Here is a 24,046-nt window from a genome sequence, read left to right on the forward strand (position 1 = left end):
TGGACCCTGGACCTTAGAAGCTCCAGCGTCCCCCGAAGGTGAACTGCCTCGGCGCATTGATGGCCGTGACGCCGCCCAGAAGCACGGTTGTCCCGGCGATGGACACCGAGGGGTTGCGTGTCTGCACGGACGTCTGGAACCCGGTGTTGAGGAGGTTCTCGGCGTCCACATACAGACCGAAGCGGTTCGCGCCCACGTTGAACACCTTTTCAAGGCGCAGGTCGAGCAACTGCTGAGACTCTGTGCGGCGGCTACCCCGCGGTTCGAGGTTCAGGTCGATGCTCCCGGTCCAGTTGAACGTGGCGGCCGCCACGCGCTGGAACGGCGTCCACGGCGTGCCACTCAACGCGCGGTAGTAGATATTGGCCGAGACCTCGACCACAGGAATCTGATAGCCCGCGAAGGCCTTGAATTCATGTGTCCGGTCGAAGCCGACGAGGCCGTCGGAATTGACGTGCACCAGGTTCGGCGTCTGGAACTGGCTGCTGACAATGCCCGACGTGGACCCGTTCGTGACGGTGCCGTTGGTCTCCGAGTAGACGTAGGAGATCTGGGCCTGCCACCGGTTGGAATACGCGCGTGTCAACACAAACATGCCGCCGTTGTAGGTGCGGTAGGCATCCGCCGCAGGCGCTCCGTTGTACTGGAAGTTGTCCACGTTCCCGATCTGGAACTTCTGATCAGACGTGCGGTTCGCCCACCGGTAAATGGTCTCGGTCTTCCCATTCAACGGGTTCGTATAGCTGGCCGGCGTCCACTGGGCGCCAATCAACGTGGAGTTGATGAAGTTCTTCGCATCACGCCTGATGTACGTGGCCGTCGCCTTGAGGCCCCGACCCAGCTCGCGTTCGAATGCCACGCTGATTTCATCCGTTCGGGGATGTTTCAGGTCATCACGCACGGTGTACTTGCTGGCGCCCGAAATGCGGTCGATTTCCGTCACCTGAGTGTTCGCGATGGTCCCCGTCGCCTCATAGATGATGTAGTCGCCGATGCCCGGCAGTGCGTTCGACCACGACGCGAACACCGCGCCGTCGTAGAGCTGCCCGTAATACGCGCGCAGCACGGACTTGCCGTCGCCACCGACGTCAAACGCCAGGCCCAGGCGCGGCGCGATCGGCGCCACGTCGTAGTACCGCTTGTTGTCCGACGTCCCGGTGCCCTTGATCCGGTCCATACGCGCACCGATGTTCGCGGTCAGGCGGCCCACCTGCCACTGATCCTGCGCGAAGATCGACATGCGGTCGTTGCGGCCCTTGACGTCGTACTGGTACGCGTACGCCAGGTACGGTGCGCCACCGTAGTCGTAGAAGAACAAGCCGTCGGTGTATGCGTACCGGTTGCGGATGTTGCTGCGCTCGATCTCCACGCCGAACTTGAACGCATGCGTGCCCTTGGCCTCCACGTACTTCGCCAGCGAGGCGTTGAGCTGGTTGCGCGTGCGGTCGTACTGCGCGCTGTAGCCGGCGCCACCGCTGTAGGCCCCAGTCTCACCGTCCTGGCGCGCCGACGTCGGCGTCAGCGGATCCAGATCGAAATAACCCCAGTAACCCAGCATCTTCGCTTCGAACAGCCCGCTGTTGCCCAACACCTTGCGGTACTGGCCGTTCCAGGTCCATTCAGGCGAGTCCTGTTGCACCACGCGCGCGTCGGTGGTGCCGTCGACGCCACCCAGACCGGTGCGGCCACCCTGGTTGTAGTTGTCGTACTGGAAGGACGCGACAATGTTGTCGGACGCCGTCGGCTGGAACGTGAGTTTGCCATTAAAGCGCGGGCTGACTTCCGTCCGCAGCGTCCGCGGGCCATCCGGATCCTGCTTGATGGCGTACCGCTGAACACTCGCGAAGAAGAATGCCTTGTTCGCGCGCAATGGACCGCCCAACTGCACGGTGTAGTCCTTGAGGCTGTCCACGCCCGTGGCCTTGATCGACGGGTTGATCTTCGTCACGGCCGCCGACACGTTGTCGCCACGGAAGCGCTTGCTGGTGTACCGCTGCTCGAACAAGCCCGCGAACCGGTTACCGCCCGACTTGGTCACCGTGTTGATCACCGCGCCCGTGAATCCGCCGAACTCGGCTGACTGGCCCAGCGATCCGATCTGCACCTGCTCGATGATGTTGTAGTTGAAGAACACCCAGGCCGTGCCCGCTTCCGGGTCGCGCACGTCGACGCCATCAACCAGAAGCGAGTTGGCCGATCCGGCCGCGCCGCCAAACGCCGAACTGCTGTTGATACCCGGCGCGTAGTTCAACATGCTCACGGCCGGATTGGCGCGCGAGATCGGCATGCTGAACAGCAGGTCCTGCGAGATCGTCGTATCAGTGGCCGTGGTCGTGGTATCCACCTTGGCCGTCGAGCCGACGACGGTGATCGCCTCAGTCACGCCGCCAAGTTCCAGCGTGAGCTTGAGCTCGATGGACTTGCCGATCGTAATGTCCAGACTCGACTGAACTCTCGGCTTGAAACCGTTCAACATCGTGCGCACTTCGTACACACCGGTGTTCAGGCCCAGGAAGCGGAACTCACCCTGCGCATCCGTGGTCTGGGTCGCCTCTCCGAATCGGCTGCTCAAGGTCACCACCACGCCGGGAAGAGCGCCACCCTGCGCGTCGGTCACGTGACCGGCAATGGTGCCCGTCATCGTTTGTGCGGAAACGTTGGTCGCCGAGAGCGCGATCAGCAGCGCCGCGGCGCCAATGCCCAACCGTGAAAACAGTCTGTGGATTGTCATGTGGGCAGCTCCTAGCGATTCAGACCGCGAATGCGGTCCTCTTTGGCGGAATACACCGCGTATCCCGTGCCCACAGCCATCACGACGATCGCAAACATCCCGGTTCTCGTCTTGAAGAACGATCGGTCGTTGGGCTGTTTCGGTGCGGTCGTGGCAGCGTCAGGGGCGGCCGTCTTCGTGGAAACCACCTTCGCAATCGACTTGGTCGAAAACGAGGGTGAGGCGGGCGGTCCCTGTGATGCGGCCATCGCAGGGGAAAACGCCGTCGCAAGCAGGGCTGTCATCAGGCCCACACCAGCAAAACGGCGGACGTACTCGTAACGTCGTCGATTGTCCATCGGCACTTGTCCTCTCTAAGGGAACCTCGATGCCCGGAATATACCCCCCAGCCCCTCCAGACGCCATAGGGAATTTACACGTGCGCTACCATTTCGACATGCCATCCCGCCTGCCAACACGCCCCAGGCGCATCCCGTCACTACCCCTGTTCGTTGCCGGACTGGTCCTGGCGGCCGGCGCGGCCACCTGGTGGATGTGGCCCCGGGCCCAGGAAGCTGGGGGCGGCGTTGACCTCGGGTCGCTGGCACGGGGGGTCTCCAGGTCCGATCTCAACGTCGTCCTCCTGACCCTGGATACCCTGCGGGCCGACCATCTTGGCGCCTACGGCTCGACCGACGTCAGCACCCCGAATCTGGACCAGTTCGCCCGGGAGGGCGTGGTCTTTGAACAGGCCATGACCACGGCGCCGCTCACACTGCCGGCCCACAGCAGCATCTTCACCGGGCAGTTTCCGCCGCGGCACGGCGTCCGCGACAACGGCGGGTTCTTCCTGGGACCTGAACAGGTCACAATGGCCGAAGTCCTTTCTGCACAAGGATTTAAGACCGGAGCCACGGTCGGTGCCTTTGTCCTGGACAGCAAGTGGGGTCTCGACCAGGGCTTTGCCACCTACCAGGACGACTTTGACCTGACCAACGTCAAAGCCATGTCGCTCGCCAGCGTCAAACGACCCGGAAACGAGGTGGTGGACCTCGCCCTCAAATGGATGGAGGGCGTGGCCGACCAGCGGTTTTTTTCATGGCTACACCTCTACGACCCCCACGCGCCATACGAGTCCCCCGAGCCCTTCCGGAGCCAGAACAAGGGCCACCCCTACCGCGGCGCCATTGCATTTACCGACCAGCAGGTCGGCCGGGTGCTGACGTTCCTGAAGGACCGCGGCCTGGCTGACCGCACCATCGTGATTGTGGCGGCCGACCACGGCGAGGGCCTGGGAGAGCACGGCGAGGAAACCCACGGCTTTTTTGTCTACGAAAGCTCGATGCACGTGCCGCTCATTGTCCGCACGCCGTTCAGCAACGCGGGTGGCCGGCGCGTGGCGCAGCCTGTGCGGACGGTGGACATCCTGCCGACGGTGCTGGATCTGCTGCAGATCCCGTCGGAGGAATCCATGGCAGGGGTCAGCCTCGCCGCGCTGTTGGCGGGGCAGCCGAACCTGATGCCCGAGACCGGGCGCGAGGGGTATGCCGAAGCGATGTACCCGCTTCATCACTACGGATGGAGCGAACTCACCGCGATGCGGTCTGAACGCTACAAACTGATCGACGCGCCGCGACCGGAACTCTACGACCTGGAGCGCGACCCGAAGGAGTTGACGAATATTTTCGACGAACGGCGGTCGGTGGGTGACGCCATGTTGCGCAGTCTGCGCGATCAGAAGCGCGCGCTGGCGGACAAGGCCCCTGCGCAACCGAAAAACGGCGATGTCGATCCGGAGACCCGCGCGAGGCTCGCGGCCCTGGGGTACGTCGGCTCGTTTGTGGCCACGGCCGAAGGCCCGGCCAGCGACCGTGCCGACCCCAAAGACAAGATTGGCCTCTTCAACCTCATGACAACCGCGCGCGATGTGGCCAAGGGCCAGGACGCCGGCGCAGAAGCCATCGCCATGTTGCGACGCGTGGTGGATGAAGACCCGGCCGTCATCGATGCGTGGTTCATGCTCGGCAACGAGTACTTCAAGGCCGGGAAATTCCCGGAGGCCATTGAGCACTTCACAAAATCGCTTGAGCTGAAGCCCGACTACGACCTGGCGATCATCAACATGGCCAACGCCTATCGGCGCATGGGCAAGGATGACGCCGCGCTGGCCGGCTACGAACGCTACATCACGGTGGATCCGAAAAACGCGTTCGTCCGTTACCAGATCGGCGAAATTTATCTGGACCGTGGAGACCACGCGCGCGCGGAAACGGAATTTGCGCAAGCGCTCGCCATCGACCCGAAGCTGGCCTCGGCGCAAGTGGCGACCGCGGTCATTGCATTTGAGCGAGGCCAACTGCCTCAGGCCGAGCAACGCCTGAAGGAAGCGCTCACGCTCAAGTCCGACGTGCGGCTCGCACACTTCAACCTCGCACTCATCGCCGAGGCGCGCGGAGACGATGCGGCGGCGGAAAGCGCGTATCGCACCGAGCTGGAGAAGCACCCCACTGCCTACAAGGCCGCGTTTAACCTCGGGCGGCTCAAGGCGCGTCTTGGACGTGGGCAGGAAGCGATCGAGTTTTACAAGAAGGCGGTGGAGGTCAATCCGGATTTTGCGGAAGGGTTCTTCTACCTCGCGAAAGCGCGACTGGACGAAGGACGCCTGCTCGACGAGGCCGAGTCGTATGCACGCAAGGGGTTGTCGATCGAGCCCGAAGGACAGACGTCACCGCTGGGGCACTTTGTGCTCGGCAGCGTGATGATGCGGCGCGGACAGGCCGCAGAGGCCGATCGGGAACTGGCGCGGGGCTTGGCGCTGGAAGCGAAGCTCGCAAAGCGCAAGCGCTGATCAGGATTCACCATGAAGGGCCATGAAGATCCATGAAGGCGCGGGGTTGAGTGCCGCCTTTGGCGGCATGCACGAGCGAAGGGACGTCACGAACGAACGCAGGACAGGGCATGTGATTTTGGCCTGTGTTCGTTCGTGACGTCCCTTCGCTCGCGCAGCCCGGCTTGAGCCGGGCCCCCAACCCCGCGCTTCTGACTGCGTTCATCTATCTTCGTGCGTAAGAATCTTCATGGAGCTTCATGGAGCTTCATGGTGAATAGGTTTTGAAGCGTGTAGTTATCGTGACAACTGGGGTTCTGGCACGTGTTGAGCCAACGCGGCGGCGATTGACCGGGCCGTGACCCGGAAGTGCGAGGCGTGCCAGAGGACGCGGCCGCCGCTGACGAGCAGCACCTGCGGTGATTCGTGCCTGATGCCGAGTCGATCGGCGATGGCGCGCGAGACCTCTCTCGCACTCTGGATTCTCACCATGAAGAGGTCTACCGGTGGCGTCGAGTCGGCCAACCACTCGTCAACCTCTTCATGCGCCATGGCACTGGTCCCGCACGTGGCGCTGTGTTTGAAGATCAGAATTGGCCGAAATACCGACCCTGCCAGCGCGGCATCCAGGTCAGCAATCGTCGCCAGTTCCGCCAGAGGATGGTGCACACCCCATTGTAAACTTGAAGGGTTCATGTCTACCGCTCAGCCCCTCACAGAAGAACTGTCCGTTCAGGTCGCGCGGCGCCGAACGTTTGCCATCATTTCCCACCCGGACGCGGGCAAGAGCACGCTGACCGAGAAGATCCTGCTGTATTCGGGCGCGATCGAGCTTGCAGGCGCTGTGCGTGGGCGCAAGAGCCGCCGCCATGTGGTGTCGGACTGGATGGAGATGGAGCAGCAGCGGGGCATCTCGCTCACGTCCACCGCTCTCGAGTTCGACCTGCATGGGTGCCGTATCTCCCTGCTCGACACACCGGGCCACCAGGACTTCAGCGAAGACACGTATCGGGCCCTGTTCGCGGCTGACTCAGTCGTCATGGTGATCGATGCGGCGAAGGGCATCGAAGCGCAGACCCGAAAGCTCTTTGAGGTGTGCAAACGCCACCAGTTGCCAATTCTCACGTTCGTGAACAAGCTTGACCAGCCCGGCCGCGAACCGCTGGAACTGCTCGACGAAATTGAGACAGTGCTGGGTATCAGCGCCGCACCGCTGAACTGGCCTGTGGGAGTCGGCGCCGATTTTCACGGCGTGTTCGACATGCGGACCGCGAAAGTGCTGCTCTATGAACGCATGGGCAAAGGCGAGCGGCCCGCTCCGGCGGAAGTGGCCGATCATCACGATCCGCATTTTGCAGAGCTGGCCGGCGAGCGAGTCGCTCGGGAGTTCCAGGAGTCCGTGGACATTGTGATGTCGGCCGGGTCCACGTTCGACCAGGCTGAATACCTCGCCGGCCGTCAGACGGGGGTGTTCTTCGGGTCGGCGCTCACGAACTTCGGCCTCGAGCCATTCCTGGAGGCCCTCACCGCCATTGCGCCGCCCCCGCGCGCGCACCAATCAGACGTCGGCCCGATCGCGCCCGACGCAGAGGACTTCAGCGGATTCGTCTTCAAGATTCAAGCGAACATGGACCGCCGGCACCGCGACCGCGTGGCGTTTGTGCGTGTCTGTTCGGGCCGCCTCATGAAAGACATGCTGCTGGTGAACGGCCGGCTGGGCGAGACGGTGCGCGCCGCGCGCACCTACAAGATGTTTGGTCGCGACCGGCAAACGTCCAACGAAGCAGTCGCCGGCGACATCGTCGGCCTCGTCAACCCTGGCCGGTTTGCGATTGGCGACTCGCTGTACGAAGGCCGGCCGGTGAAGTTCTCGGCCATCCCGCGGTTCCCGGCGGAACACTTCGCCCGTCTTCGACTCAACGACTCACGCCACAAACAGTTTGACGATGGCGTGCGGCAGCTTGAGGAAGAAGGCTCCGTGCAGGTGCTCTTCCCGAAGAGCGGCGGCCGCGATCCCGTGGTGGGCGTGGTGGGCAGCCTGCAGTTTGAGGTGATCGCCTCGCGCCTCACCAACGAATACAACGTGGACAGCCGCGTCGAAGCACTCGGCTTCCACTGCGCGCGCTGGATCTACGGCGACGCGGAGCTCATTGCCGACATCAAAGGGATTGACCACAGCGTGATGCAGGCCGCCGATCGGCAGGGGCGTCCCGTGCTGCTTTTCCCATCCGCGTGGGCGCTGCAATATGCCGAGCGCCAGAACCCCGGCGTCGAGTTCGCAGAAGTTCCCGCATAGAACGATGGCCAACCGGCGACTGTCTTTTCTCGATCAGTACCTCACACTGTGGATCTTCCTCGCCATGGGCCTGGGAGTGCTGCTGGGCTACGCGGTGCCCGCGTTTAACCAGGCGCTCAACGCCTGGAACGTGGGAACCACGTCCGTGCCGCTGGCTGTTGGCCTCATCCTGATGATGTATCCGCCGCTCGCCAAGGTGAGGTACGAAGAACTGCACCTGGTATTTCGCAACAAGCGGGTACTGGCGCTGTCGCTGCTGCAGAACTGGGTCGTCGGCCCGCTGCTCATGTTCGGCCTCGCGGTGTTATTCCTGTCCGACAAGCCCGAATACATGATCGGGCTGATCCTGATCGGCCTCGCGCGCTGCATCGCCATGGTGATCGTGTGGAACGACCTCGCCCAGGGCGACCCTGAGTACTGCGCGGGCCTGGTGGCCTTTAACTCGATCTTCCAGGTGCTGTTCTTCAGCGTCTACGCCTGGTTCTTCATCACGGTGTTGCCCGCCGCGCTCGGGCTGCAAGGCGCCGTGGTGCACATCACCATTCTGGAGATCGCCGGAAGTGTCGGGCTCTACCTGGGCGTGCCGTTTGCTGCCGGTTTTCTCACGCGGCTAATCCTCGGCAGGATCAAAGGCCTGGACTGGTACCACCGCGTCTTCGTGCCGAAGATCAGTCCCATCACCCTCATCGCCCTCCTCTTCACGATCATTGTCATGTTCAGCCTCAAGGGCGACACCATCGTGATGCTGCCGCTGGACGCGTTGCGCATTGCGGTGCCGCTGCTGATTTACTTCGTCGCGATGTTCGCGGTGAGTTTTTTCCTCAGCTACAAGGCCAGAGCTTCGTACCCGCACAGCGCGTCGCTGTCTTTCACGGCCGCGTCAAACAACTTCGAATTGGCGATTGCGGTGGCGGTGGCCACGTTCGGGATCACCCACGGCGCCGCGTTCGCTGCGGTCATCGGACCGTTGGTGGAGGTGCCGGCTTTGATTGGCCTCGTCAGCGTGTCGCTGTGGATTCGACAGCGGTGGTACACCAATGCCTGACACCCAGCCAAAAACAGTCATCTTCGCCTGCGTGCACAACGCAGGCCGATCACAAATGGCGGCGGCCTTCTTCAATGCGCTTTCCGATCCCGGCAAGGCCCGCGCAGTTTCGGCGGGCACACAGCCGGGTCCGCGCGTGCACGACGTGGTGGTCGAAGCGATGGACGAAGCCGGCATCGATCTGCGATCGGCCGTGCCACGTCTGTTGACGACCGAACTGGCCCAGGATGCGGCATGGCTGGTGACGATGGGCTGCGGGGATGAATGCCCGGTGGTCCCTGGTGTGAAACGAGACGACTGGCCCCTTGAAGATCCCAAGGGCAAGCCACTCGAACACGTGCGCGTGATTCGCGACGACGTTCGTCGACGGGTCGAGGCGTTCCTGGCCGACAACGACTTCAGGTAGTCGCCAGGCGAGACGGCTTGAGACCACGGTCCCGTCTGGCCTTCCGAGTAGCTCGGCCTGTCCGAACGTAGCTCGGCCTGTTCGTCAAGGCCGAGTCTGCGCATCAGTCGCGGGTGTAGTCCACTTTGCCGAACTGACGCCACTCGCCGGCTGGCGTTCTGATCCAGTCGGTGACCACGAGGGTGGTTGCGCTGGTGAGTTTGTACTCCGTACGGCCACGGGGCGTGATGCCATCGCCCCACTCTGCCGTCAGGGCGTCTGCAGTCTCGACCGCCTGCAGCAGATGCATCGAGCGTTGGGAGTCCAGCCAGTAACCTTTGCACGTGGCTGCCGCGCACAGGTAGTAGGCGTGCCCTTCAAACACCTGGCCAATGTTCGGCGAGGTGAACACGTACCGCAGGCGCGTGAACCGGTTCGCCAGCACGACGTCGAACTCGGCCTTCGCAGTGACCGGCGCGTTGTTGACGGAGCCTTTGCCCGTCCACATGCCAACGAGCCGGGCGGTGATGGTTGGGGTGGCGGGAGTGGTGGCCTGGGGCGCAAGCGGTGTCGCCACAGCCATCGATACGAGCAGGAAAAGTGTGTGCAGCATGGGACCTCTGGCCTATAGTCGACCAATCACCCTGGATTTCGACAGTCGATGTAACCTTAGGTCGTTTTCGGTCGAACTCGTCATCGTGGAGACTCGAATGATCCGTCTGGCGCGCCTGATCGTCCCCTCGCTGTTTGCCGTGTCCCTGGCGGCGGCACTGCCGGTGGCCGCGCAGGTGGACGTCAATACGCTCGGGCCCCAGGTCGGCCAGCAGGCCCTGCCCTTCAGCCTGCCCGACCAGAATGGAAAGACGCAGACGCTTGCCTCGGTGGCCGGGTCGAAAGGCACCATGCTGGTGTTTTTCCGCTCGGCCGACTGGTGACCATACTGCCGCACGCAGCTGGTCGAGCTGCAACGACACCTTGATGATGTGAAGCGCGACGGGTACGGCGTGGTCGCGATCAGTTACGACAGCGCCGAAACCTTGAAGGGTTTCGCGGACAAACACGGCATCACGTTCCCCCTGTTGTCAGACGCCGGGTCTGCCACGATTACCGCGTGGGGCATTCTGAACAAGGAAGCCACGGGACGAACCGCGGGCATTCCACACCCGGGCACGTTCATGGTGAATCGCGCGGGCAAGATCGTCTCGCGCACGTTCGAACAGCCGTACCAGGAGCGCCGCAGCGCTACGAGCATCCTTTCGCAACTGTCAGGCGCAGCGCCTGGCCAGACCGCCACCGTTCGAGGATCCCAGGCCACGCTGGCGGTCAAGGCGAGTGACACCGTAGCGGCGCTGGGGCACCGCATCACGCTGAGCGTCCACGTCACGCCGGGGCGAGGCAACCATGTCTACGCGCCCGGTCAGAAGGGCTACATCCCGGTGAGCCTCACGCTCGTGGAAGACGCGGCGTTCAAGACGTTCCCTGCGAAGTATCCCCCTTCCGGTTCCTACGTGTTCGCACCTCTCAAGGAAACCGTCCAGGTCTATTCGAAGCCGTTCACGATCACGCAGGACATCACGCTGGCCCTGACCCCAGCCATGCGGGCGAGGGCCACAGCCGGCGAAATCCTGACCATCAAAGGCGCGCTGGAATACCAGGCCTGCGACGACAAGGTCTGCCACCGGCCAGAGACATTGCCCGTGGAGTGGAAAATCACACTGAGTCCGCTCGTTCGCTAGCACTACACTCGAGGCCATGTCTCGCGTCGTTCGCGTGTGGCTCGTGATCTGGGTGCTGGCAGTAGGCTGGTTCATCTGGCAGCGAGGCTGCGACCCCACTCTCAAAGACATCGAGGTGGCCGACGGCGCCATCACCGTCAGGAACCAGACGACGGAGGAGTGGGTGGACGTGCGGATCTGGGTGAACGAACACTACGCAGGTGGCGCCAGGTCCATTCCTGCCGGCGGCTTCGTGCGTGAGCCGCTCTCGCGATTTGTGGCCGCACAAGGGCAAAGGATCGACGTCGCGTCCACCGCGATCTCGTCGGTCGTGGTGTTAGGCCGGACTGCGGACGGCACCCGGATCAGGGTGATCCTGGGAAGTCCGCAGTTGCACTAGGGGGGCCACTACAGGCCCTTGACCGCCGCGAGCACCTCGTCCGCGTGCCCTTCGACCTTGACCTTGTCCCAGCGTTTGGCAATCTTGCTCGCGGCATCAATCAAGTACGTCGTGCGCACGATGCCCATGTACTTCCGGCCGTAGCGCATCTTCTCCTGCCACACGCCGTAGCTTTCCGCCACCGCGTGATCCGCGTCGGCCAGCAGCGGGAAGGTCAACCCATGCTTCTTGGCGAACTTCGCCTTGCTCTTCTCGTCGAGGATGCTCATGCCAAGGACCACCGCGTCCCCGAGCTTCGACAACTGCGGCAGCCGTGCCTGGAAGTCGCAGGACTCGGTGGTGCAGCCGGGGGTGTCATCCTTGGGATAGAAGTACAGAACGACCGGACGACCGGCGTACTGTGACAACTTGTGCGTCACGCCTGCCTGGTCTTTCAGGGTAAAGGTAGGTGCTTTCTTACCGGGTTCTATGAGGGCCATGGCCTAATTCTACCCAACACCCGCATGAACGCAGGTCGCGTGATCTGGAACGAACCTTGATTAGGTACCCGGAAGGACATGCGAAGTTACCTGGTGGCGTTCGGGCAGCGCGTGCGGATCACGCACCACCGGCTCGGCCGTTGGGCGTGGCCGGTCTGGGTCTCCTCCAGTGCCGTCGCCGTGGTGCTTTTTAACCTGTTGCTCGTGGTTCCCGGGCCAGGCGGCATTCGTTCGGCCGCGAACATGCCCGTCTCGACCCTTGTCTACGACATGCGTGACCGGCCGGTGTTCAACATCTTCAGAGAGCACCGAACCCTTGTGGGCCTCAACCAGATTTCCCCGCACATGCTCCGGGCGGTGCTGGCGGTTGAAGACGAGCGCTTCTACCGGCACCATGGCATCGATCTGTGGCGGATGGGCGGCGCGGCGGTTGCCAATTTCAAGCAGCGGGCGATCGTGCAGGGCGGCTCCACGATCACACAACAACTGGCGCGCAAGACGTTCCTGAACGACAACAAGACGATCTGGAGGAAGGCCCGCGAAATTGTGCTGGCCGTTCGACTTGAGTGGGTGTTCTCGAAGGATGAGATCCTCGAGATGTACCTCAACCGGATCTACTTCGGCCGCGGCTTTTACGGCATCGAGGCCGCTGCGCAGGGCTACTTCGGAAAGCCGGCGCTGGCCCTCACCGTGGATGAAGCAGCGCTGCTGGCCGGCCTGATCCAGGCGCCCTCGGCGTACGCGCCGCCGTCGAATCTCGACCGGGCCATTGCGAGACGCACCGTCGTGTTGCGTCGCATGCAAGCGGTGGGCGCGCTGACCGAAGAGCAAACCGCGCGTGCCATCAAGGCCAAGGTGCAGCTGCGCCGCGAACTCGGGCAACCCCGCTTCGGCGAATATTTCCGCAATCGCGTGGCTCAGGAACTGGTGGAGCGCTTCGGCGAAGACCAGGTCTGGAATGGCGGCCTGCGCGTCTACACCACCGTCAACCCGCTCATGCAGCGCGCTGCCGAACGTGCGTTGACGATGGGCCTGAGCCAGATCGAGCGCCGTACCGGTTTTTCAGGACCGCTGCTCGAAGATGACGCAGCGGTGGCGAACGGCCGCACGGCGTACCTCCAGGGTGCGATTGTCGCCCTTGATCCGCGCAACGGACACGTGCGTGCGCTGGTGGGCGGACGCGACTTCGACGACAGCACCTTCGACCGCGCGATCGACGCACAGCGCCAGGCGGGATCGGCGTACAAGCCATTTGTGTTCGCGGCGGCGATCGAGTCGGGTGCGAACCCGGCCACGCTCATCACCGGCATCAACAACGCCACCCGCGCATCAGGAGTGGACTGGCGCCCCGACAACGACCGCGGCAGCGACGTTGATGTGCTGACCATGAGAGAAGCGCTCCGCACGTCGAATAACCGCGCGGCGGTCCGCCTGCTTTCAACCGTGGGCATCCCCGCGGCGGTGGGGGCAGCGGTGCGGCTCGGACTCACGGCTCCCCCGCCCGTGCCATCGCTGGTGCTGGGTTCGGGCGAGGTCTCGCTGTTGTCGATGACCAGCGCGTACGGCGCCTTCGCCGACCACGGCACCGTGCATACGCCGGTGTTCGTCCGCCGTGTCGAAGACAGCGCCGGCGTGGTGCTGTGGGAACACGCCGCGGAAAGCCACCAGGCCCTGTCGCCGTCGACGGCGTTCATGATGGCCGACATGCTGGCCGACGTGGTGGATCGCGGCACGGGTGCGCGAGCGCGGCAGGAGGGCTTCCTGCTGCCGGCCGGTGGCAAGACGGGCACGACCAACGACTACAAGGACACCTGGTTCGTGGGCTTCACGCCCACGCTCGTGGCCGGCGTCTGGGCAGGGTTCGACGAGCCGAAGCCAGTGGCGCCCGACGGGTACGCGACAGGCCTGGTCGTACCAATCTGGGCGCGCTTCATGCGCGGGGCCACGGCGGGCGCAAAGGCTGCCTGGCTGGAAGCACCCGATGATGTGGTGAGTGTGCAGGTGTGCCGCCGATCGGGGTTGAAGCCCACCGATGCGTGCGCCAAAGACGGCAACTCCGTGGCATTTGAGTACTTCCGTCGCGGGACCGCACCTGACGACTTTTGTGAGTTTCACGGAGGCCGCTCGTTTTTCGAACGCCTCAACCTGGGCTCGATCGGCTGCAAGCTCTTCGGGAAGGGCTGTTAGTCCGGAGGGCAGTCACAGACGTACGCCGCGATAGGATCTTTGAGTTCGTTTCCCGCGATCGACTACGAAACGACCTCAGAGGCCTATCCGCGGCGTGCGTTTGTGACTGCCCTCTTTTCCCAGATGTGACTCCTACGTGACCGTCCGTTTGCGCCCGGCAGTCTCGCTACAATGAGCGAGACACCGTGCGAGACATTCTCCCATCAGCCACCGTGGCCTTCCACGGCGCAACCACCCACCGTGCGGTGCGATTCGGCCCGTTCAGGTTCGATTGGCTCGACAAGATCCTCACGCGCGAAGGCACCGAGGTGCGTCTGCCGCCACGCGCGCACGGCATCCTCGCGTACATGCTGGAGCGGCCAGGACGAGTCGTTTCCAAACAGGAGCTGATCGATGCCGTCTGGAAGGACGCGTTCGTCAGTGAATCGTCGCTGACCGAAGCCATTGGGGTGCTCCGGCAGGCGCTGGGTGATTCGGCGTCGGGCGCGGAGTACATCCAGACCGTGCACCGGCGCGGCTATCGTTTCGTTGCCGCGCTCAGTATCGAGGCGCAATCGGCTGGAGCCGGCGCGACGGCCGTGGCGCCAACGCTTGTAGTGGCGCCCGATCGTCAGGCACCTCGATCGCGGGTGGCAGCAGTGAGCATCGCAGCGGCTGTCGTGCTCGCCGTTGGGGCGTTGATCTACTGGATGCTGCCGCGCGCCGACACGACGCCTGCGGTCACACGCGCCACGATCACGCTGCCGGTAGCTCAGGCGCCCGCGCCGGGGCTGACTGCCCAACCGGTGGCCGAACTCTCGCCCGATGGCCGCCGCATCATCTACGTGGCTGGCGCGCCGGGAAGTTACCGGCTGTTTCTGCGAGCCATCGATCAGTTCGACGCGATCCCCGTGCCAGGCACCGATGGCGCGCACGCGCCATTTTTCTCGCCCGACGGGGCATCGATCGGGTTCTTCGCCAGGGGCCGGCTGATGGTAATGACCTTGCCCGACGGACAGCCGATTGATCTGGCCGACGCCGGCGGGGGTCAGGGCGGCTGGTGGCACACCGACGGCACCATCACCTTCGCCACCGGATCGCAGGAGGGCGTCTTCCGCATCAGCGCCACGGGCGGCGAGCGGCGGCCGGTCGTCATCGTGGGTCTTGATGGCGCCACCGTGCGTCATCCCACGCTCACCCGGGATGGGCAGACCCTGCTCGCCACGGCGTGGAAGTTCAATGTGCGTCATTCAGAGGTCGTGGCCGTGGACATGACCTCGGGCGCTGTACGAACGATTGCGCGCGGCGTCCATCCCCGGGCGCTGGACGATCAGCGCGTGGTCTATCTTCGCGATGGCGACCTGGTGGCTGCGCCACTCGACGGATCAGGACCAGAGACGTCCCTGATCTCGGCGGTGATGACCGGAGTCACGGGCGCCGGCCAGTACTCGCTGGCGGCAAACGGCACCCTGCTGTACCTGCCCGACTCGCCAACCCGCCTGCTGCGGCGCATGGTGCGCATTTCCCCGAAAGGCGTCGAAGAGCCTCTGCTGTTCGAACCGCGAGCGTTCCAGAACCTGGCGATCTCGCCCGATGGCCGCCGTCTGGCCGTCAGCATCTACGATCGTGGCGCCTCGGACATCTGGGCCGGTGAGATCGACCGCGGCATTCTGCAACGGATGACCACCGATGGCGGCAACGTCGATCCGGTGTGGTCTCATGACGGAACCTCGATCCTCTTTGCCACCGCACAGCCCGGCGCCACCAGGGTCTATCGCATGCCCGCCGATGGCACCGCGCCCGCAATCCTCGTGTCGTCGGTCACGTCGCTGTCGCCGTCATCGGTCACCGCCGACGGCCGTGTATTCGCCGCGCGATTGGGCCCGGGTGGCGGCGCCGACATCCTGGTCATCGAACCCGACGGCACCACTCGCGATTGGCTCGCGACTGCCGCAAACGAGTCCAGCCCGCGCGTGTCTCCCGACAACCGGTTCGTGGCGTACCGCTCCAACCGCAGCGGCCGCTTCGAAATCTACGTGCGCGCCATCTCGGGCACCGGGCCCGACCACCAGGTATCGGTCAACGGCGGCACACGGCCCGACTGGTCAGGCGACTCCCGCGCCATCTTCTTTGTGGGCCCCGACCGCGGCATCCTCCGCGCGACGTGGCACGAGGGCGCTGCCGGACGTCCCCAACCGCTCGCGGGCGGCACCGATCTCGTCTGGAGCCGCGTCGGCGAAGGCGGCGCGATCGGCTTCAAGGCCATCGAAGAAGAGCGCCCGCTGACGACGTTGAACCTTGTGGTGGGCTGGACGCGCGAAGTCTCGCGCGCGCGCTGAAATTCAGGATATTCACCATGAAGTTCCATGAAGATCCATGGAGGATCTTGGGGCTGTCAGAAAGCGCGGGGTTGAGGGCCCGGCTCCCGCCGGGCTGCGCGATCGGAAGGAAACCACAAACGAACGCACCGCTTGAGTGAGTCGGTGTGTTCGTTTGTAGTTTCCTTCCGATCGTGCATGCCGCCGAAGGCGGCACTCAACCCCGCGCCTTCATGGATCTTCATGGAGCTTCATAGTGAAATCCCGGGCGGCCCCAACAAACCAGGCATAATCCGCAGGGCGTTGTCGCGTTCGATCGCCCGCAGATCGGCGGCCGGGAATCCGCGACCGCGCAGGGCTTCGGCGTGCTCAGCGGCGGTGCGATACGGAAAGTCGCTGCCAAACAGCACCTGCGACGAGGGAGCCACCGTCAGCAGCGAGGCCAACGCCGCCGGATGCGACGCCTGGGCCGTGTCGTAGTAGAACCGCCGCAATTCGTGCTCAACACCGTGAGGCACGCGCTCGGCGAGCCTGGGCTTCATCATCGGCAGGCGGATGAATCGTTCAACAAGGAACGGCATCGTGCCTCCGCCATGAGAAAAGATCAGTCGCATGTCCGGGTACCGCGCGGCCGTCCCGCTGAACAGAAGACTCGCGATCGCCCGTGACGTATCGGTCGCGAGCTCCACCACCACATCGGGCACATCAGGAATCAGGTTCGTGCAGCACGAGACACTGGCCGGGTGCGTGTAGACCACAGCCTTCCGGCGGTTCAGTTCCTCCATGACCGGCGCAAACGCGGGATCCCCGAGCCACCGGTCGCCGTAATTCGTCAGCAGGCCGATGCCGTCGGCCTTGAGCGTATCGAGTGCGTACGCGATCTCCGCCAGCGTGCCGTCGATGTCGGGCATCGGCATCACGGCGAACATGCCGAAGCGGCCTCGGCGGTCGGCCACAAGCTTCGCCGAGTAATCGTTGCACGCGCGCGCCACCTTGCGGGCCCACCACGGGCTCAGGAATCGCAACGCGGGCGCCGTGATGGACGTGACGGCCGTGGCCACGCCGCCCTTGTCCATGTCTTCAATGGACTTCGACGGTGTCCAGCGCCGCATCGGGCCCACGATGCCGCGCGCAAGGACCGCCATCAAATATGCCGGCGGCGTGTGGTGATGGTGAACGTCGATCCGGTGCGGTGTGGCGGACATTTACCGTGCCTTCAGATCAAGTTTTGGCGCAAACTCCGGCCCGAGGAAGCGATGAAGGAGGCGCGACAGGCGCCAGTGCAGATGGTAGGCCATCAGCATCGGCGCGGGGTGCGCAATCGGCAGCGACTCAATCACACGCCGGGCAACTTCTGGCGCGGCATGTGGGCCTGTCAGCCGGTACTGCGCCGAGACAAAGGGCGCGGCAAAAAAGCGCCGCCGAAACTCACGGCTCTCGCGCGCAATCGCCTCATCGGTCGGCTTGCACCCGATTTGCGACGCGAGCGCGTCACACGCCGATGTGAAATCCACCAGGGTGCCGAGGCGCCCATCGAGAGCGCGGAAGAGCCGGCGTTGCGCCTCCGTCTGGCGTGCCGTGGCCGCGCGCATCTCGCTCTCCAACGGCAGTGTCACCGCGCCGCTCATGAGTTGCGCGAACCAACGGGCCTGCAACTCGGCCACGGGAGGGATGGCGCCGAACGCGGGCCGGATCTGGCCGATGAACGCGAGGTCTTTTCCAACGCTTGGGTTGAACGTATGGAGGAATCGCGGAAGGCTCGCCGAGGCCTCGTCGAGAAACGAGGCCTGCTGCCTGAACCCCGTGCAGTAGATCACAAGGTCCGGTTCGACGCTGCTGCCGTCGCTGAAACAAACCCGGCTTCCCTCGAATCGTTCGATGGCGCCCACACGCCGGCACCGGCCAAGGGCGATCGCCCGGACGAAGTCGTCGCTCTTGGTGCCGAAATTCTCCAGCACCCGTCCGCCAGACTCCTTGAGGAGCGCTTCCGTCAGTCGCCGCACGCGCAAGGCGGTACGGGCTTCTGCCAGCGCGGCCCGGCCTCTGACCAGACGTCGCGGATGAAACAGCGGCAGGATGTCGTAGAGCAACCGTGACGTCGCCTGCAAGCCGCGCTCGCCCACCAGCAGCGGGAAGAACATCACCCGATAGATCCGCCGCTTCCACCTATCGTCGGGATGACGAGTCTGATAAATCCAGGCCGATGGGCTGTGATTGAGCCGCGTGATCTGGTGATCGTGCGGGAGGCCGCGGGTGTTTCTGGGTCGTACCGCGACGCCCCTTCGCAGCGACAGGGTGACCTCAGCAGCGTGGTTGGCGGCTTCGGCGGCAATCTCGGCGCCCGACTCGCCTCCACCAACCACCAGCACGCGTTTCCCGCGAAGTTGATCGGGATTGCGGTACTGCGCGCTGTGCAGGATCTGTCCGGTAAACGTGTCGGCACCCGCAACGTCCGGCATGTTGGGAATCTGTACCAGCCCCGTGCACACGGCAACGGCATTAAAGATCCCCGTGTGCGTTTCGCCGTCCTTCGTGGACGTCCGGACCTCCCAGCCGCCTTCAGGGCGCCGGGATACGTGCTCGACGGTCGTGCCGAACTGAATGTGGTCCATCACGCCGAAGGTCTGGGCGTAGCGCGTCAGATAGTCGAGGTACTCACGCGCCTTCATGTGGCCGGTTCGATCGGGCGGCACCGGGAAGTCGGAGAAACCCGTGATCACGCCTGACGACACAAGGCGGCATGACTCCCAGCACACCCCATCGTCTTCGGCGCGCCTGAAGACGCCGCCAAGGCTCGCGGCTCGTTCGAAGCACACGGGCTCATGGCCCTCCGCGAGCAGTTCCTTGACGGTCGCGAGACCCGCCGGTCCGGCGCCGATCACGGCGACTCGCTGGGGACCGGGGTGTGCCACGCGAAGAGTGTACGACACGCCGTTCGGCGCGTCGGAGGCCGGGTCTTCAGACCCGGCATGTCCGCTAGTGCGCCGAGACGGCCGCGCACGCGGCGGTCACAGCGTGCGCCAGATCCGACGCCACACGATCCTGCGCGTCGAGGCCGCTCGACACGGGCGCGTCAAACGCATCCGCCCACACATGCGACAGGTCGAGCGTGGCCAGCAGGCTGGCGGTCACCCGGATGCCATGTTCGTCGGACCGCACCCGTCCGCGAAGGAGGAAGTCCACGTCGGCCGACCGCACGGCCTGCACCGCGGCGCGCACTGAAGTCGCGCCACCCAGGATCGACGCGTCCACCACGACGAGCGGAGACGTTTCTTCGCGCGTGAGGTGCCGGGCCAGGTCATCGGTCAGGCTGTCGGCGAATGGTTGCGTGGCGTCGCCGGCATGCGTAAAGGGCAGGATGGTCAGACGCCGTTGCGACGGATGCGCCACCTCGGCGGCCACCGTGGCATCCCGCATGAAGCGATACCCGCGGCCGTTCAAGGTCTCCAGGTACATCGGCGACGACGCGGTATCCCCCAGGGCTCTCCGGATCTGCTTCAGGCACGAGTTCAACCCCAGGTCGAACCGCACAAACACGCCGGACGGCCACACCACCTGCCGCACTTCCTCACGGGTCACCAGCCGCCCCGGCTGGCTGGCCAGCAGCGCCAGCATCCGGCACGGCTGGGGCCGGATGGGCACCTTCCGTCCATCTTTCCAGAGCTCCAGGCTCCGGGTATCCAACTCAAACTGTCCGAACACTACCAATGCCATGTGTGGCCTCCTCGCTGCTGAAGATGCGCGCAAGTTGCGCTCAAGTCCTCAGGAAGGTCAGGGGAAGGCCTCAGGAAAGTCTCAGGATCGCCAATAAAAACGGCCCCGGGCAAGTAAATGCCCGGAGCCGGTCGGTCTTTTGATCGGTCCGCCTTCGCTCGCCGAAGCCCGAAGGGCGAAGGCGGCTAGGCCTAGACGGGCCCGCTTAGAACCAGATGGTCACGCCGGCGCGGAAGACGCGCGGCGGCAGGATCGTGGCAATGCGCTCGGCCGGGATGACGGGGTTGGCCGTCGTGCCCAGCGTGCTCAGGTTGTTGCTCGAAAAGCCCAGCACGGGCGCCGAGTTCAGGATGTTGAACCCGTCGATCGTGACCTTCACCCGGTTCTGGCCGCCGCGGAACGTGAACGTCTTGTTCAGGCCGGCATCCCAGAGAATGGTCTTCTCCAGGCGCGTAGAGCCGCCCGTCTCGAAGTTCAACGTGGCGTAGTTGATGGTGCCTGAGGTGCCACCGTACACCTGGCCCGGACCGTTAATCGTCATGTCGCGGGTCGCGCCGTCGTTCATGTTGAAGTTGGTGGACGCCATGATGCCCCAGGGGAGGTCATAGCTGCCATTCACCTTCACCAGGTATCGTGTGCCGGTATTCAGGCCGTCGTACAGGTCCACACCGGTGGGGTTCGTGAAGTACGCATCGTAGTCGTTGCGCTTCTGGATCGTGACCGCGACATTCATCTGCCACTTGTCGCTGTAGCGTTTGTTCAACGTCAGGTCCACGCCCTGATACGTCTGGTAGTCCAGGTTCAACGCGGTCACGGTCTGACCGGTCGGCCGCGTCAGCCCCTGCTGCACCGTGTAATACGTCGCGGTCTTGCCCGTCACCGTGTCGGTGTGCACGATTCCGGTGCTGTTGTAGATATTCGACACCGGGAAGCCGGCCGCACCCGGCTCGTAGCCGAGGACGTACGCCTGAGTGCCATGGTCGAAGCGGCGATAGATGTAGTCGGCGCCGATGGCCAGATTGGGAATCAGCTCGTGCGACACGCCCATCGTCACCTCCCGGGTCCGGGCGAGCTTCGCCGCGTCGGACACGAGATTGCCGCCGGCCTGAAGTACACCGTTGATGAAGTTGTTGGGTCCGGTCGGCGTCCCGATGAGCTCACCGGGCTGGACGAAGCCGTCGCGGTTCGCGTCGGTCCAGCAGGTGGAACCGGCGGCCGTGGCACACGCGCCACTGGTCTGGTTGTTGCCCCAGGTCAGGCCGACCGTGGTCGGCAGGCCCGAGAGCGCGTTGGCCAGCGTGATCTTCGTCGCGTAGTAGTAGGACCCAGTCGCTTTGAGGGCGGTCTTGCCGTCGCCGAAGACGTCATACGTCAGCGACATGCGTGGTGACCAATTCGAGAACGGCCGAATCTCTTCCACCTGGCCGGTCAGTGGGCTCACGCCGCTCGACGTCTCTTCATCACACTGCGCCGGCAACATCGTCGGCACCAGCACGTTTGCTGTGACGCAGCCGCCCATCCACTTCGACTGCTGCCAGTCGTAGCGAAGGCCGGCATTCACACGCAGGCGCTTGTAGCTGTAGGAATCCTGGATGTAGCCGTTATACGACCACCAGTCATTGTTCAGGAGCGAGTCACGATTCAGGTTGGCATTGCGCGGCACCAGGCCCGTCGAGGAGCCGACGGCCACGTAGGTCTTGCCGTCACCGCAGTTGGCCAGCGCATTGCCGACGCACTGCACCACCGCCCGGCCGCCGCCGCTTTCGTGCGAGAACGATGTGATCGGATTACGGCGATAGCCCACGCCGAACTTCAGACTATGGTCGCCGCCGAGGACGTTGGTCATGAAATACGTGCCGTCAGTCTTCAGCTCCGTGGACGGACGCACGGTCTGATACGACGCCCCAATCGACCTGCTCAGGTTGCCCGTGGTCTGAATGGTCTGCGGCTGGATGTTGAACATGCAGTTCGGGTTGGCCGCCTGCGGATAGGAGGCCAGATCCGTGGACCCCGTATACCGCGTCGATCCACACGACTCGAAGTCCTGATAGTCCAGGAAGAACCCGCCGAACACCTTGGTAAACGCCGTGTTGAACACGAGCCGATCACTCGCAATGAACGTGTGCGTTGCCTGATGCGTCGGCGTGCGAAGCGCGCCCCAGAACTTCTCGCCTGTCTGCTGCTGCGTCGCTTCTTTCTCCGTGTTGGCTGTCGCGTTGCGTGCATTGCGCCGCTTGTTGTCGGTGCCGAGCTGGTACTGGAATTTGTGCGAGGCGTTCAACTGGTAGTTGAGTTTGACCTGCTGGTGCTTGAGGATGGTCTGATCGTTCGACAGGCAATCCTGCACATCTTCGAGGTCGGCAAACGTGATGGCGTCGGCGCCAACCAGCAACGATCCAGCCCGCTGTGCATCGGCATACCCCACGCACTCGGCTCTCGAGCGATCGAAGAAGTTGACCACACCCGCGTTGATGGCCTGTTTGTCCACCGCCGCCCACCACCACAGCCGGTTCTTCACGATCGGCCCGCCGTACTCACCCGAAATGTTGTAGATCTTCTTGATCGGCGCGCCCGACAGGAAGCCCGACGTGCCCTTTGCGAACTGCGCTTCGGTCACGTTGTTGTTCTGCATCTTGTCGTTTTCGAACGTGCCCACCACCGATCCCTTGAACACGTTGCTGCCGCTCTTGGTGATCAGGTTGATCGACAAACCCGACGACTGCACCGACACGTCGCCGCCGCCGTTGGTCACCGAGATCTGGTCGAACGAATCGAAATTGAAGTAGGTCGGCGATGAGTTCGACGACAGGTCCGTGATGGACCCACCTTCGAGGTTCCACTGCACACTCGCGCCCGTGCCGCGCGACGCCAGGCCCACCTGCTGGCCCGACGATGAGCCGCCGACGTTGAGGCCGGCCTGCACGCCGGGGGTCATGTTGATGATTTGCCACGGGTCACGCGCCGTCGGAATCTTCTCGAGAATCTCCGACGTGAACGTCGCACCCGACGTGGTCTTCTTCGTGTCAACGACGGGGGCCGCCGCCGAGACGGTCAGTTCTTCCGACATCGCGCCGACTTCCAGCTTCATGTCCACCGGCGCGTTGAAGCCGCTGGTGATCACAATGTTGTTGCGGACCACTTTTTTGAAGCCGCTCAGTTCAAACGTCACCGAGAACGTCCCGTTCGGCACCGTCGGAATCTGGTACGCGCCACTGCTGCCGGTCACCACCACAAGCGGCGCCTGCAGCGCCGGCCCGGTCACCGTCACGGTCACGCCCGGCAGTACGCCGCCGGAGGTGTCAGTCGCTTTCCCGAAGATCGATCCCTGCGCCAGGGCCGCTCCGGTCATCATCACCGTCGCCGCGGCGGCGAACAGCATTACCCGAAAGACTCGCATCATCCTTTTTCTCCTCAATGCCACAACGGTGTTGCCTTGACGGATGTGTTGTGGCGAGGAGCGATGTTAGGACGCTGTGTCTTTATCGAATCATGACCCTTTCGTGACTTCTGCGATCACGGGTAAGCGGTCGACTCAGACCCGCTGGTGGTCAGCCTTCCAGTTCTTGATCATGAGCTTGATCTGCTTCTGGTTGGTGATGCCGTCGCGAAGCACCGTCTGAGCCAATTCGGGCAGTTCGGCGTCGCTGGCAAAGCGGAGGGCGATCAGTTGGCTCGTCGTGAACTCGCTGATCTTCGGGTGAAGCCCGGCGGGCCACAGTTCCCGCAGCAGCATGCGCATCTCGAGGCGAATCACGCGGTCCTGCGCCTTCAGCGCAAACATCCGCGCCAGAAACGCCATGAGCAGGAGGGCAAGGGCCGTCGCGGCCGCGAGGATCGTAGGCGTAGCGGGTGCCTGCATCGCGACCTTGGCCGCCCAGATGAAATTCACCAGCAAGATCGGGACGGCGACAAAGTGAAATGCGGGGACGAACTTGGTGTGGTTCTTATAGCTCTGTGCGGGTTCGGACATGAATGACCTCGCCGCGAATGA

General features: G+C 63.9%; 19 protein-coding genes. 9 read left to right on the forward strand and 10 right to left on the reverse strand.

Going from position 1 to position 24,046, the window contains the following annotated elements:
* Nucleotides 1-13 precede the first annotated feature (13 nt).
* Both IPL75_21925 and IPL75_21930 read right to left on the reverse strand, forming a co-directional pair.
* A complete protein-coding gene (locus IPL75_21925) occupies nucleotides 14-2,731 on the reverse strand; it encodes a TonB-dependent receptor (protein MBK9242855.1) in 2,718 nt (905 codons plus the stop codon).
* Nucleotides 2,732-2,742: 11 nt separating this feature from the next.
* Nucleotides 2,743-3,069 (reverse strand): hypothetical protein, encoded by a 327-nt coding sequence (locus tag IPL75_21930; GenBank protein MBK9242856.1) that lies wholly within the window; start codon nucleotides 3,067-3,069, stop codon nucleotides 2,743-2,745.
* 98 nt (nucleotides 3,070-3,167) lie between these two features.
* On the opposite strand from IPL75_21930, the gene IPL75_21935 reads away from it, so the two are divergent.
* Entirely contained in the window at nucleotides 3,168-5,558 is a 2,391-nt protein-coding gene (locus tag IPL75_21935) for a sulfatase-like hydrolase/transferase (protein ID MBK9242857.1), read from the forward strand.
* Nucleotides 5,559-5,834: 276 nt separating this feature from the next.
* Here the strand turns inward: IPL75_21935 and ytxJ are convergent, their stop codons facing one another.
* Nucleotides 5,835-6,233 (reverse strand): bacillithiol system redox-active protein YtxJ, encoded by a 399-nt coding sequence (gene ytxJ, locus IPL75_21940; protein MBK9242858.1) that lies wholly within the window; start codon nucleotides 6,231-6,233, stop codon nucleotides 5,835-5,837.
* Between ytxJ and IPL75_21945 the strand changes: the two genes are divergently transcribed.
* The 3 genes from IPL75_21945 to IPL75_21955 are packed head-to-tail and all read left to right on the forward strand — an operon-like array spanning nucleotide 6,232 to nucleotide 9,284.
* Nucleotides 6,232-7,833, forward strand: a complete 1,602-nt coding sequence (locus tag IPL75_21945; protein MBK9242859.1) for a peptide chain release factor 3 — start codon at nucleotides 6,232-6,234, stop codon at nucleotides 7,831-7,833. The two genes, ytxJ and IPL75_21945, sit on opposite strands and share 2 nt — an antisense overlap.
* 4 nt (nucleotides 7,834-7,837) lie before the next feature.
* The gene (gene arsB / locus IPL75_21950) at nucleotides 7,838-8,878 is read left to right on the forward strand and encodes an ACR3 family arsenite efflux transporter (protein MBK9242860.1); all 1,041 of its coding nucleotides are present in this window, start codon (nucleotides 7,838-7,840) and stop codon (nucleotides 8,876-8,878) included.
* Complete coding sequence (locus IPL75_21955) at nucleotides 8,871-9,284, forward strand: arsenate reductase ArsC (GenBank protein MBK9242861.1); 414 nt, start codon at nucleotides 8,871-8,873, stop codon at nucleotides 9,282-9,284. Before arsB ends, IPL75_21955 begins: the two co-directional genes overlap by 8 nt.
* A 103-nt stretch (nucleotides 9,285-9,387) precedes the next feature.
* Here IPL75_21955 and IPL75_21960 read toward each other — a convergent pair whose 3' ends face one another.
* Entirely contained in the window at nucleotides 9,388-9,876 is a 489-nt protein-coding gene (locus IPL75_21960; protein MBK9242862.1) for a hypothetical protein, read from the reverse strand.
* Between the two features lie 85 nt (nucleotides 9,877-9,961).
* Between IPL75_21960 and IPL75_21965 the strand changes: the two genes are divergently transcribed.
* The 3 genes from IPL75_21965 to IPL75_21975 are packed head-to-tail and all read left to right on the forward strand — an operon-like array spanning nucleotide 9,962 to nucleotide 11,378.
* On the forward strand, nucleotides 9,962-10,198 hold the full coding sequence (locus IPL75_21965; protein ID MBK9242863.1) for a hypothetical protein: 237 nt from the start codon (nucleotides 9,962-9,964) through the stop codon (nucleotides 10,196-10,198).
* A 48-nt stretch (nucleotides 10,199-10,246) separates the two neighbouring features.
* Nucleotides 10,247-10,999 (forward strand): redoxin domain-containing protein, encoded by a 753-nt coding sequence (locus IPL75_21970; GenBank protein MBK9242864.1) that lies wholly within the window; start codon nucleotides 10,247-10,249, stop codon nucleotides 10,997-10,999.
* A gap of 16 nt (nucleotides 11,000-11,015) precedes the next feature.
* Nucleotides 11,016-11,378, forward strand: coding sequence for a hypothetical protein (locus tag IPL75_21975; GenBank protein MBK9242865.1), 363 nt, complete (start codon nucleotides 11,016-11,018; stop codon nucleotides 11,376-11,378).
* A gap of 8 nt (nucleotides 11,379-11,386) precedes the next feature.
* On the opposite strand, the gene bcp is transcribed toward IPL75_21975, so the two are convergent.
* Nucleotides 11,387-11,857 carry a thioredoxin-dependent thiol peroxidase gene (bcp, locus tag IPL75_21980; GenBank protein MBK9242866.1) on the reverse strand — a complete coding sequence of 157 codons (471 nt, stop codon included), beginning with the start codon at nucleotides 11,855-11,857 and terminating at the stop codon, nucleotides 11,387-11,389.
* A gap of 78 nt (nucleotides 11,858-11,935) precedes the next feature.
* Here bcp and IPL75_21985 point away from each other — a divergent pair, with 78 nt between their 5' ends.
* Nucleotides 11,936-14,044, forward strand: a complete 2,109-nt coding sequence (locus IPL75_21985; GenBank protein MBK9242867.1) for a PBP1A family penicillin-binding protein — start codon at nucleotides 11,936-11,938, stop codon at nucleotides 14,042-14,044.
* A 185-nt stretch (nucleotides 14,045-14,229) separates the two neighbouring features.
* A complete protein-coding gene (locus IPL75_21990) occupies nucleotides 14,230-16,362 on the forward strand; it encodes a PD40 domain-containing protein (GenBank protein MBK9242868.1) in 2,133 nt (710 codons plus the stop codon).
* 230 nt (nucleotides 16,363-16,592) lie between these two features.
* On the opposite strand, the gene IPL75_21995 is transcribed toward IPL75_21990, so the two are convergent.
* From IPL75_21995 to IPL75_22015, 5 genes are all read right to left on the reverse strand, one after another.
* Nucleotides 16,593-17,546, reverse strand: a complete 954-nt coding sequence (locus IPL75_21995) for an amidohydrolase (protein MBK9242869.1) — start codon at nucleotides 17,544-17,546, stop codon at nucleotides 16,593-16,595.
* Nucleotides 17,547-19,253, reverse strand: coding sequence for an NAD(P)-binding domain-containing protein (locus IPL75_22000; protein ID MBK9242870.1), 1,707 nt, complete (start codon nucleotides 19,251-19,253; stop codon nucleotides 17,547-17,549).
* A gap of 64 nt (nucleotides 19,254-19,317) precedes the next feature.
* On the reverse strand, nucleotides 19,318-20,055 hold the full coding sequence (locus IPL75_22005; protein ID MBK9242871.1) for a winged helix-turn-helix domain-containing protein: 738 nt from the start codon (nucleotides 20,053-20,055) through the stop codon (nucleotides 19,318-19,320).
* Nucleotides 20,056-20,260: 205 nt separating this feature from the next.
* Nucleotides 20,261-23,455 carry a carboxypeptidase regulatory-like domain-containing protein gene (locus tag IPL75_22010; GenBank protein ID MBK9242872.1) on the reverse strand — a complete coding sequence of 1,065 codons (3,195 nt, stop codon included), beginning with the start codon at nucleotides 23,453-23,455 and terminating at the stop codon, nucleotides 20,261-20,263.
* 132 nt (nucleotides 23,456-23,587) lie between these two features.
* Nucleotides 23,588-24,025, reverse strand: a complete 438-nt coding sequence (locus IPL75_22015; protein MBK9242873.1) for a hypothetical protein — start codon at nucleotides 24,023-24,025, stop codon at nucleotides 23,588-23,590.
* Nucleotides 24,026-24,046: the final 21 nt, after the last annotated feature.

The organism is Acidobacteriota bacterium, assembly GCA_016716905.1.
In the GTDB taxonomy this organism is placed as follows: Bacteria; Acidobacteriota; Vicinamibacteria; order Vicinamibacterales; family SCN-69-37; genus SYFT01.